Raw genomic sequence first — 10,613 nt, 5'->3', positions numbered from 1 at the left:
CTGCTGGACCTGATCCAGGAGGGCAACCTGGGTCTGATCCGCGCGGTCGAGAAGTTCGACTACACCAAGGGTTTCAAGTTCTCCACGTACGCGACGTGGTGGATCCGCCAGGCCATCACGCGCGGCATGGCCGACCAGGGCAGGACGATCCGGCTCCCGGTCCACCTGGTGGAGCAGGTCAACAAGCTGGCCCGCATCAAGCGTGACCTGCACCAGCAGCTCGGCCGCGAGGCCACCCAGGACGAGCTGGCGAAGGAGGTCGGGCTGACCCCGGAGAAGGTCGCCGACCTGCTCGACCACGCCCGCGACCCGGTAAGCCTCGACATGCCCGTCGGCTCCGAGGAGGACGCCCCCCTCGGCGACTTCATCGAGGACGGCGAGGCCACCGACGCCGAGAGCGCGGTCATCTCGGGTCTCCTCCACGACGACCTGCGCCGCGTCCTCGCCACGCTCGACGAGCGCGAGCAGTCGGTCATCCGCCTGCGCTACGGCCTCGACGACGGCCAGCCCCACACGCTCGACCAGATCGGCAAGCGCTTCGGCCTGTCCCGAGAGCGCGTCCGGCAGATCGAACGCGAGGTCATGGCCAAGCTCCGGCAGGGCGAGCGCGCCGAGAAGTTGCGGGCCTACGCGAGCTGAGCAACCAATTCCGTATCGACGTACGTCCAGCATGCAGGACCCCATTGACAGGGAGTTCGTGCGGGAGCACGGTCTAGGCATCGAGGACTACGCGATGCGGGTACATATGCACTACCTGTGACCTGTCATCGCCCGCCACGGGAGGTCAGGACGGCCGGGGGCCGCCCTGGCCTTCCGGCATGTCGGGGCTGACGCGACCAACGCCACAGACCACGCCCCACTCGGCTGTTCGGCGACTGCGGTAATTTCGGGGGATCCCACCACGCGCGACACAGGAGTCCCCACGGTGACCGCCACCTTCACCTACACCGAAGTTCTTCCCCTGGCGCCCGACACCCGCACCGAGTACCGGCTGGTCACCCCGGACGGTGTGCGACTCGTCGAGGCGGCCGGCCGCTCGTTCCTCGAGGTGGCGCCGCAGGCGCTCACCACCCTCGCCAAAGAGGCGATCCGCGACATCCAGCACCTCCTGCGCCCGACGCACCTCGCGCAGCTCCGCGCGATCGTCGACGATCCCGAGGCCAGCGCCAACGACCGGTTCGTCGCCATGGACCTCCTGCGCAACGCCTGCATCTCCGCTGGTGGCGTGCTCCCCATGTGCCAGGACACCGGTACCGCCATCGTCATCGGCAAGCGCACCGAGAACGTGCTCACCGGCGGCCAGGACGAGGCCGCGCTCAGCCGGGGTGTCTTCGAGGCGTACCAGGAGCTGAACCTGCGCTACTCCCAGCTCGCGCCCCTCAACTTCTGGGAGGAGCGCAACACCGGCACGAACCTCCCGGCCCAGCTGGAGCTGTACCACAAGGACGGCGACAAGCCCGAGTACGAGTTCCTGTTCATGGCGAAGGGCGGCGGCAGCGCCAACAAGACGTTCCTGTACCAGGAGACCAAGGCACTGCTGAACCCGAAGCGCCTCGCGAGGTTCCTCGACGAGAAGCTCCGCAGCCTCGGCACCGCCGCGTGCCCGCCGTACCACCTGGCGATCGTCGTCGGCGGCACTTCGGCCGAGTACAACCTCAAGGTCGCCAAGCTCGCCTCCGCCCGCTACCTGGACAACCTCCCCCAGGAGGGCTCGCCGCTCGGCCACGGCTTCCGCGACGTCGACCTCGAGCAGCAGGTGCTGGAGATGACCCGCCAGTTCGGCATCGGCGCGCAGTTCGGCGGCAAGTACTTCTGCCACGACGTGCGCGTCATCCGGCTGCCGCGCCACGGCGCGTCCTGCCCCGTCGGCATCGCCGTCTCGTGCTCCGCCGACCGCCAGGCCAAGGCCAAGATCACCGCGGACGGCGTGTTCATCGAGCAGCTGGAACGCGACCCCGCGCAGTACCTGCCGGACGTCACCGGCGACGAGCTGACCGACGAGGTCGTCAGGATCGACCTCACCCGCCCCATGGCCGAGATCCGCGAGACGCTGTCGAAGCTGCCGGTCAAGACGCGGCTGTCGCTGACCGGTCCGCTGGTCGTCGCCCGCGACATCGCGCACGCGAAGATCAAGGAACGCCTGGACGCCGGCGAGCCCATGCCGCAGTACCTGCGTGACCACCCCGTGTACTACGCGGGCCCGGCGAAGACCCCCGAGGGTTACGCGTCCGGCTCGTTCGGCCCGACGACGGCCGGGCGCATGGACTCCTACGTCGAGCAGTTCCAGGCGGCCGGCGGGTCGCTGGTGATGCTGGCGAAGGGCAACCGGTCACGGCAGGTCACGGACGCGTGCCAGGCGCACGGCGGCTTCTACCTCGGCTCGATCGGTGGTCCGGCGGCCCGGCTGGCGCAGGACTGCATCAAGAAGGTCGACGTCCTCGAGTACCCGGAACTGGGCATGGAAGCCGTGTGGAAGATCGAGGTGGAGGACTTCCCGGCGTTCATCGTGGTCGACGACAAGGGCAACGACTTCTTCGCCGGCACCTCGCAGCCGACGCTGCAGATCGCGTTCCGCCGCTAGCCGAGTATTCCACACCTGGCCCGCTGACCTGCGGCGATGATCGGGACGCTGCTCCGGCCGAAGCCCGTGATCAGCCAAAACTCGATCCCGTGCGGAAAAGGGGGCTAGCGATCGGCGCTCAGCAGGATCTTCCGGTCCCGCAGCGGCGAGTCGAGCGTGACCGTGACCGGCGTCGGCGTCATCACCATGGCGCAGGGACCGTCGTCGGGCCGGCCACCCTGCGGCGAGTCGAGCGACCGCACGACGATCTTCACGGAGTCCGGGGCCTGGTCGACGACCGTGGCCTCGACCCCGGTGCAACTGCTGCTGGCGGCCGCGAAGAACTGCAGGGCGAAGCCGCCGTCGTAGGCCCACACCTTGTTGCCGTACTCGACATAGTTGGGCAGGGCGGACGAGTCGACCTGCGACGAGGGCACCTCGGTCACCCCGTCCGGCACCACGGGCCCGTCAGGCCCGATGGTCACCGGCGGCTGCCCGTTGGACGGGTGCTGCGGCTTCCCACCCGCAGGCGGCGTCGGCTGGGCGACCTCGGACGGCGTGTCCGGCGCCACCTTCGACGGCCGAGTGGAGTGACTCGTCTGGCTGGTCCCCACGGCGCGGCTGGACGCGGCAGGCGCAGCCTGGTCCCCACACGCGGCAAGCACGCCGAGCGCGAGCACAGCTCCGGCAGCGACAAGTAATGCCCTCATGGTCGAAGGACGGTATCGCCCGGAGCCGAGGTTGCACCAAACCCCCACCTCCCCGCACGAAAGTCCCACTCGTGCGCCCTCGGGGGACCCCCGGTTTCAACGCTACCGGCGACCACCGACATTTTCCGGCGCCGGAAGCCGGTTATCCACAACGCGCAACCGACCGTGTGAGCAAGCCCTGCTCCGACACGTCCACCGCCCCGAACGGCGACCGCGAACACCGTCACCCACCCAACCTGCGACCAACCACCCCAAGCAGATCCATTCCGACACGTCCACCATCCCGAACGGCACCCGGGAACACCGTCACCCAATCCACGACCGGCCACGCGAGCAAGCCCACTCCCACACGTCCACTGTCATGAACGGCGACCGGGAACACCGTCACCCAACCGACGACCGACCACCCGAGCAAGCCCACCCCGACACATCCACCGTCACAAACGGCAACCGGGAAAATCGTCACCCACCCAACCCGAGCGAAAGTCCCACTCATGGGCCAGGGGGTCCCCCGATTTCAACGCTACCAGCGAGGACCGACATTGCCGGGTGCGCGAGGAAGTGCCCGGTCGCAGCGGGGGCGTGCGACCGGGCACCAGGTCGGTCAGCGCTTGCGTTGTTCCGCCTTCAGCACCACCGTGCGCTGGCCGAGCGGCGCGTCCAGCTCGGCGGTCAGCTTCGGGTAGCGCAGGTCCATCGTGCACATCTTCGGTGTCGCCGGCACGGTCTCGACCATCAGGACCACGACCTGCGTGTCCGTCTGCTGTGGCACCTCCACGCTGGCCCTGCCGCAGCCGCCCTCCTGGGCGACGACGCCGACGGTGCTGCCCTTGTCCTCGGTCCACACCAGCACCGGGTAGCCCTGCGGCAGGCCGGACGGGTCGAGCTGCTGCCGCGTGACCGGCGTGCCGCCGTCCGGCGGCGTCCTGGCCGGCTGGCGGTCAGGAGTCGTGGTCGTCTGCGAGGTCGCCGTCGACGGGTCGGTGCCTGCTTCCTGGTTCTCCTGCGGGTTGGCGCAAGCACTCGCGAGCAAGAGCAGAACGCCAGCGCCAACAACGGTTCCTAGGCGTTTCATGCCCGGAGGACGCGACCGGCCATCGCGCCGGTTGCACACCGGCGCCTAAACCCTACTTTCGGATGGTCGCAGCGACCGCAGCCGCCGGGGACCGCTGTCCTGCTGTGACGGGGGCGGCCCGACCCTCACCCGTGCGCCGACGGCCCGCGCGCCGGCCGGACCGGCCAGGATCGGCTCCAGCGCGAGCCAGCGGACCTGCGGCACGTCCTCCGCGAGCGCCGCCACCCGCAGCACCAGGTCGGTGAGCGCGCCGAGGTCCGCCGGCTCGCCGCCGCGGTACCCGGTGAGCAGCGGCGCCGCCTTGGGCGCACGCACGAGTGACGCCGCGTCCGTGTCGGTGAGCGGCACCGCCCGATACGCGCGGTCGCCGAGCAGGTCACTGACCACACCGGACAGTCCGAACGAGACGAGGGTGCCGAACGACGGGTCGTCCTGCAGGCCGATGGAGCAGCCGATCCCTTTGGGCGCCATGCGTTGCACGTAGACGTTCACCACCTCGGACAGCTCCGCGAGGTCCGTGAACGCCGCCCGCACCGCCTCGGCCGTGGCCAGGTCGAGTCGCACACCCTCGAGGTCCGGGCGCCGCCACCACCGCTCACCGGTCGCCTTCACCGCCACCGGGTAGCCCAACTCCTCGGCCGCGGCGACCGCCCCATCCGCGGACGTGACCGCCCGGTGCGGCACGACCTCGATGCCATAGCACGCCAGCAGTCGCACAGCGTCCGGGTCGGACAGCTCCACCAACCCGTCGCCGGCCTCGGCAAGTGCGGCGTCGACGAGTGCCCTGGCCGCGTCCGCGTCCACCTCGTGGGGGCGGACCAGACGTCCCTGTGGCGCGGACCGCCAGGCCGCGTACCGGGTCGCGCGGGCCAAGGCCGCCACCGCGCGTTCCGGGCTCGGATAGGACGGGATCGACCCACGCGCCGGCGAGCCGTCCGGGCCCGGCACCGCCAGCTCGGCCGGGATCCCTTCGGTGGCGAGGAAGGTGGACACGATCGGCTTGCCACCACCCTCCGCGGCCTCACGCAGCGCCCGCGCGTAGGCCGTGCCCGGGATGGACAGCGGCGGCACGAACACCACGACCAGCGCGTCGACGTCCTCGCGACGCAGCTCGGCACGGACCGCGTCGGCCAGCACCTCCGGGGCAGCCGACGCGCCGACGTCCACCGGATTGCCGGCGAGCTCCAGTCCCTGCCCGAGCGCGGCGTCGGCGGCGAGCACGCCGATGGCCGAGGAGTTGCCGACGACCGCGACGCGTCCACCCTCCGGCAGCGGCTGGTGGGCCAGCAGGAGCGCGGTGTCGAAGAGCTGCGCGATCGACTCGACGCGGATCACGCCTGCCTGCTCGAACAGCGCCTGCACGCTCGCCTCGTCCACCTCGACCGAGGTCGCGGCGAGCGCCGGCAGCACGGCGTTGCGTCCGGACTTGACCACCACGACCGGCTTGACCCGGCCCAGGCGACGCGCGAGCCGGGCGAACTTGCGCGGGTTGCCGAACGACTCCAGGTACAGGAGCACGACGTCGGTCGCCGGGTCGGTCTCCCAGTACTGCAGCAGGTCGTTGCCGGAGACATCCGCGCGGTTGCCGGCGGACACGAACGTCGACAGCCCGAGCCCGCGTGCCTTCGCGTCCGCGAGGATGGCGGTGCCGAGCGCGCCGGACTGGCTGAAGAACCCGGTGCGGCCACGACCGGGCAGCACCGGCGCGAGCGTCGCGTTGAGCCGTACCGCCGGGTCGGTGTTGACGACGCCGAGCGCGTTGGGGCCGACGACACGCATGCCGTGCGCCCTGGCCTCGGCGACCAGCCTGCGCTCGGCCCCCTCACCGGCCGGCCCGCTCTCACCGAAGCCGGACGAGATGACGACGAGTGCCTTGACGCCCTTCGCGAGGCAGGCGTCCATGACCTCGTCCATGTGCTCGGCCGGGACCGCGACCACCGCGAGGTCGACGGGATCCGGGATGTCCAACACGCTCGGGTAGGCACGCACGCCCCGCACCGACCGCCGCTCGGCATTGACCGGGAAGACGGGTCCGGCGAAGTCGGCGCGGAGCAGGTTGCCGAGCACGGCGTACCCGACCTTGCCGGGGTCGGCGGAGGCGCCGATCAACGCGACCGAGCGGGGATGCAGCAGGTTGTGGACGCTGCGCGCCTCGGCGGCCTGCTCACGCGACCGGGCGACGGCGACGGACTCCTCGGTGGGGTCGATGGCGAACTCGAGGTGGAAGACGCCCTCCTCGATCTCGCGGACGAGGTGGTAGCCGGCGGCGCGGAAGACGCCGAGCATGGCGCCGTTCTCGGCGAGCACCTCGGCGACGAACCGCTGGATGTGACGCTCCCGGGCCGCGGCCGCGAGGTGCTCGAGGAGGATCGGCCCGAGCCCGCGGTTCTGGTGCCGGTCCTCGACGACGAACGCGACCTCGGCGGACGGCCGCTTGCCAATACGCTCGTATCGCGCCACGGCGACGATGTCGTCACCCAGCAACGCGACGAAAGCCACCCGGTCGCGGTGGTCGACGGTGGTGAAGCGCACGAGGTCGCGAGGTGGGATCTGCGGGTAGGCGCCGAAGTAGCGGAGGTAGCGGGTGCGTACGGACATGCGGCTGTGGAAGGCGAGCAACGCGTCGGCGTCACTGGGCACGATCGGTCGCAGGTGGACGGTGCCGCCGTCGGACAGCACCACGTCCGCCTCCCAGTCCCTGGGGTAGTCGAACGGATCCGGGCGCTCGTCCATGCGGGTCAGTCCCTCGGATCGTCCGGGTCGAGGCCGTGCAGCGGGAAGACGGCGCGGCGGGTCTCCTTGATGACACTGTCGATGCGCTCGCCGTCCTCGCCGTCCCAGGGCTCGAAGTCGACGCTCTGGTTGTCGCTCATGGTCAGCGGCAGCTCGGCGGTGGGCGCGATCTTGTCGACGAACCGCGTCCACCCCCCGGGCAAGTTGGTGTCCTTGGCGACGTCCCGGTCGAGCACGGTAGCGATCAGGTGACTCCACGACCGAGGGACAACCCGCAACACCGCGTAGCCACCCCCACCGGCGGCAAGCCATCTCCCACCGGCGTACTGCTCGGCAAGGTTCCGCACGGTCTGGTAGATCGTCCGGTGCCCGTCCACGGACAGCGACAACGAGGCGAGCGGGTCCTCGTGGTGACTGTCCACCCCGCACTGGCTGACGATCAGCTGCGGCTGGAACGCCTGCAGGAGTGAAGGAACGACGGCGTGGAACGCCCGCAGCCACGCACGGTCCCCGGTGAGCGGCGGTAGCGGAACGTTCACCGCCGTGCCGAGTGCCCCGGGTCCCCCGGTCTCGTCGGCGAACCCGGTGCCGGGGAAGAGCGTCAGGGGATTCTGGTGGAGCGAGATCGTGAGCACCCGGGGGTCGTCGTAGAAGGCGGCCTGAACACCGTCACCGTGGTGCACATCGGTGTCGACGTAGGCGATCCGCTCGAACCCGTTGTCCAGCAACCAGGAGATGGCGACGGCGAGGTCGTTGTAGACGCAGAACCCGTGCGCGTGGTCGCGCATGGCGTGATGCAGCCCACCGGCGATGCTGACGGCACGCTTGGTGGCCCCGGACGCGATCTGCCTCGCCGCCAGCAAGGACGAGCCGACCACCCGCGCGGCCGCGCCGTGCATGTTGTCGAACACGGGGTTGTCCGCCGTGCCGAGCCCGTGCCCGACGTCCCAGCCGGCCATGGGCGCCTCCCGCACCGCGGCGAGATACCCCGCGTCGTGGATGCGCTCGAGCTCCTCGTCGGTGGCCTCCTCCGGCACGAGCAACTCGACACCGTCGAGCACTCCCAACGCCGAGGCGAGCCGGATGGTCAACTCCAGCCGGATCGGATGCATCGGATGCTCTCCGCCGAGGTCATACCCAAGCAGGGCGAAGTCCCACACAACCGAACCAGGCAGTCCCATGAGCCCAACCCTATCCACCCACACCGACCGAAGCCCGCCGCGAACCATTATTGCATTCTGTATGCAGCGCCTGGTATGGGTGCCGTCGCGGCTGACCCAGCTCGGTTAGGCGGGCTCGTCTCCGGTAGCTACGGGCCTCGCGGGATCGGCACTCCAGTTGGACCACGAACCGGCGTAGAGCGTCGCCGGCGCGTCGGGCCTCGTGATCCCGGCGATCTCCAACGCCAGCACGACCGAGGTAGCGGTAACACCGGACCCGCAGTACGCCCCGATCTGCGCCGCGCTCTCGCCGTACGCCTCCCCCTTCTCAGACATGCCCGCCTTTCCAGGCACGCCTACCTCCTGAGGCGCCCGCACCTCGGGTCCACCCACCTCCCCGGGCACCTCCACTTCGGCCTCGGGCACCTTGTGATGCACGCGCGCCTTCCCAGACACCTCCACTTCGGAACCGCCCACCCCGTCAGGCACGCCCACCTCCCCAGCCAGCCCCGCCTCGGAACCGCCCACCTTGTCAGGAACACCCGCCTCCCCAGACACCCCCACCTCGGGTCCATCCACCTTCGCGGGCACGCCCACCTTCGCGAAGTGCGCGGCCAGTTCCTCGGGCGTGCGCCAGCGACCGTCCGCGCCCGTGTGGGCGGCGAACGGCGCGTTGCGCGCCCCGGGGACGTGCCCACCCTTCGGGTCGATCGGCTCCACGTCGCCGCGGTACCGCTCCGGCGCGCGGGCGTCCAGCAGGACACCGGTACGAGCGAGCGTCGCCGCGCCGTCGGCGTCCACGACCGGCATGTGACCGGGGCGAACCGTTATGTCACCCCGTTCCGGCGCCGGGACATCGGTGGTCACCGGACGCCCCTCCGCCTGCCATGCCGCGTAGCCACCGTCGAGTACGCGCACCTGCGCATGGCCGCCCCACCGCAGCAGCCACCACAGCCGGGCGGCGATCGAGCCGTTGTCCGCGTCGTAGACCACGACCGGCGCCCCGTCGCGCACGCCGGCAGCCCGCAGCACCCGCTGCAGGTCAGCTGGCTCCGGCAGCGGGTGGCGACCCGCGGGCCCCGGCGGCGCGGCCAGGTCAGCGTCCAGATCGAGGAACACCGCACCGGGCAGGTGTCCGCGCGCGTAGTCCTCCCGCCCGGGCGGCCCGCCCAGCCGCCAACGCACGTCCAGCAGGACGGGCGGCTCGTCCCCGGACAACGACGCGGCGAGGTCGGTGGTCGACACGAGCGGAGAAGTCACCCCGCTATTCTTCACTCACCCGGCCTGCCCTGCCTCTCCGCAGTAGTAGGGGTGTCTGCTCACAGCCCGTTACCGCCACGCTGCTCCACCCGGGCGAGCGACTAGCATGGTTGACGACGAAGGGGAAGTGGCGTGAACGAGCTAATCGACACCACTGAGATGTACCTCAAGACCATTTATGAGCTTGAGGAGGAGGGCGTCGTCCCACTGCGTGCCAGGCTCGCCGAGCGTCTCGGCCAGAGTGGCCCGACCGTGAGCCAGACGGTCGGCCGCATGGAGCGGGACGGCCTGGTAGTGGTCGCCGGTGACCGCCACCTCGAGCTCACCGAGCATGGGCGTGCCCTCGCCATCACGGTCATGCGCAAGCACCGGCTCGCCGAACGCCTCCTGGTCGACGTCATCGGTCTGGAATGGGAGCACGTGCACAGCGAGGCGTGCCGCTGGGAGCACGTGATGAGCGAGGCCGTCGAGCGCAAGCTGGTCAAGCTCCTCGGCAACCCCACCACGTCGCCCTACGGCAACCCCATCCCCGGCCTGGACAAGCTGGGCGAGGGCGAGCCCGCCCCACCGGTCGAGGCCGACCTCGTGCGCATGGACGACGTCGCCCGCCGCGGCGGCGGCAAGGTCGAGGTCCGCCGCATCGCCGAGCACGTCCAGCTGGACCCGGACCTGATGGCCGAGCTCAAGAGCGTCGGCGTGGTCCCAGGTCAGACCGTCCACGTCGGCCCGTCCAAAGGCGACGGCAACACGATCGAGGTCAGCAGCGAGCACAGCTCGGCACAAGTCCCGCCGACCGTGCTGCACGCCGTCCTCGCCCGTGCGAAGTGACGGCCCCAACCACGTGACCACCACCAACGAGCGCGGCGGCACCGATGCGCCACTCCCGCAGAACGACCCAGCCGCGCAGCAGACCACCCCCTCCCCCAAGACATCCCACTCCGTCACGGAGCAGTCCACCTCGCAGGCAGAGCCAGCCCGCCCCGACACGGAGCAGACCAGAACGGACGCGGAGCAGACCAGAACGGACGTGGAGCAGACGGGAACGCACGCGCAGCAGACGGGAACGCACGCGGAGCGAGGCGAACGCGATGGCGAGCCGAGCGTGGCCGCCTACG

9 protein-coding genes are annotated in these 10,613 nt (G+C 70.6%); 4 read left to right on the top strand and 5 right to left on the bottom strand.

Annotation, left to right across the window (positions count from 1 at the left end; translation table 11 throughout):
- Both ACJ73U_RS07375 and ACJ73U_RS07370 read left to right on the top strand, forming a co-directional pair.
- On the top strand, nucleotides 1–639 hold a 639-nt coding region (locus ACJ73U_RS07375; RefSeq protein WP_407776777.1), incomplete at its 5' end, for a sigma-70 family RNA polymerase sigma factor.
- A gap of 286 nt (nucleotides 640–925) precedes the next feature.
- A complete protein-coding gene (locus tag ACJ73U_RS07370; protein WP_407776776.1) occupies nucleotides 926–2,581 on the top strand; it encodes a fumarate hydratase in 1,656 nt (551 codons plus the stop codon).
- Nucleotides 2,582–2,685: 104 nt separating this feature from the next.
- Here the strand turns inward: ACJ73U_RS07370 and ACJ73U_RS07365 are convergent, their stop codons facing one another.
- From ACJ73U_RS07365 to ACJ73U_RS07345, 5 genes are all read right to left on the bottom strand, one after another.
- A complete protein-coding gene (locus tag ACJ73U_RS07365; protein ID WP_407776775.1) occupies nucleotides 2,686–3,270 on the bottom strand; it encodes a hypothetical protein in 585 nt (194 codons plus the stop codon).
- Nucleotides 3,271–3,874: 604 nt separating this feature from the next.
- On the bottom strand, nucleotides 3,875–4,303 hold the full coding sequence (locus ACJ73U_RS07360) for a hypothetical protein (RefSeq protein WP_407776774.1): 429 nt from the start codon (nucleotides 4,301–4,303) through the stop codon (nucleotides 3,875–3,877).
- Nucleotides 4,304–4,390: 87 nt separating this feature from the next.
- Nucleotides 4,391–7,078 (bottom strand): GNAT family N-acetyltransferase, encoded by a 2,688-nt coding sequence (locus ACJ73U_RS07355; RefSeq protein ID WP_407776773.1) that lies wholly within the window; start codon nucleotides 7,076–7,078, stop codon nucleotides 4,391–4,393.
- A 5-nt stretch (nucleotides 7,079–7,083) separates the two neighbouring features.
- Nucleotides 7,084–8,259 carry an acetoin utilization protein AcuC gene (locus tag ACJ73U_RS07350; protein WP_407776772.1) on the bottom strand — a complete coding sequence of 392 codons (1,176 nt, stop codon included), beginning with the start codon at nucleotides 8,257–8,259 and terminating at the stop codon, nucleotides 7,084–7,086.
- A gap of 105 nt (nucleotides 8,260–8,364) precedes the next feature.
- On the bottom strand, nucleotides 8,365–9,498 hold the full coding sequence (locus ACJ73U_RS07345; RefSeq protein WP_407776771.1) for a sulfurtransferase: 1,134 nt from the start codon (nucleotides 9,496–9,498) through the stop codon (nucleotides 8,365–8,367).
- Between the two features lie 132 nt (nucleotides 9,499–9,630).
- Here ACJ73U_RS07345 and ACJ73U_RS07340 point away from each other — a divergent pair, with 132 nt between their 5' ends.
- Nucleotides 9,631–10,326, top strand: a complete 696-nt coding sequence (locus ACJ73U_RS07340) for a metal-dependent transcriptional regulator (protein ID WP_407776770.1) — start codon at nucleotides 9,631–9,633, stop codon at nucleotides 10,324–10,326.
- A partial coding sequence (locus ACJ73U_RS07335) for a hypothetical protein (RefSeq protein WP_407776769.1) occupies nucleotides 10,316–10,613 on the top strand: 298 nt, incomplete at its 3' end. The genes ACJ73U_RS07340 and ACJ73U_RS07335, both read left to right, overlap by 11 nt.

The organism is Actinophytocola sp., assembly GCF_045807065.1.
GTDB lineage: Bacteria > Actinomycetota > Actinomycetes > Mycobacteriales > Pseudonocardiaceae > Actinophytocola.
The sequence above is the reverse complement of the archived record's forward strand: the minus strand, read 5'-3'. Positions and strand labels throughout refer to the sequence as shown.

What these genes read in the sequence shown, in the direction of transcription:
- ACJ73U_RS07350 (WP_407776772.1), bottom strand. Translation starts at nt 8,259, where the DNA reads ATGGGACTGCCTGGTTCGGTTGTGTGGGACTTCGCCCTGCTTGGGTAT.
- ACJ73U_RS07365 (WP_407776775.1), bottom strand. Translation starts at nt 3,270, where the DNA reads ATGAGGGCATTACTTGTCGCTGCCGGAGCTGTGCTCGCGCTCGGCGTG.
- ACJ73U_RS07355 (WP_407776773.1), bottom strand. Translation starts at nt 7,078, where the DNA reads ATGGACGAGCGCCCGGATCCGTTCGACTACCCCAGGGACTGGGAGGCG.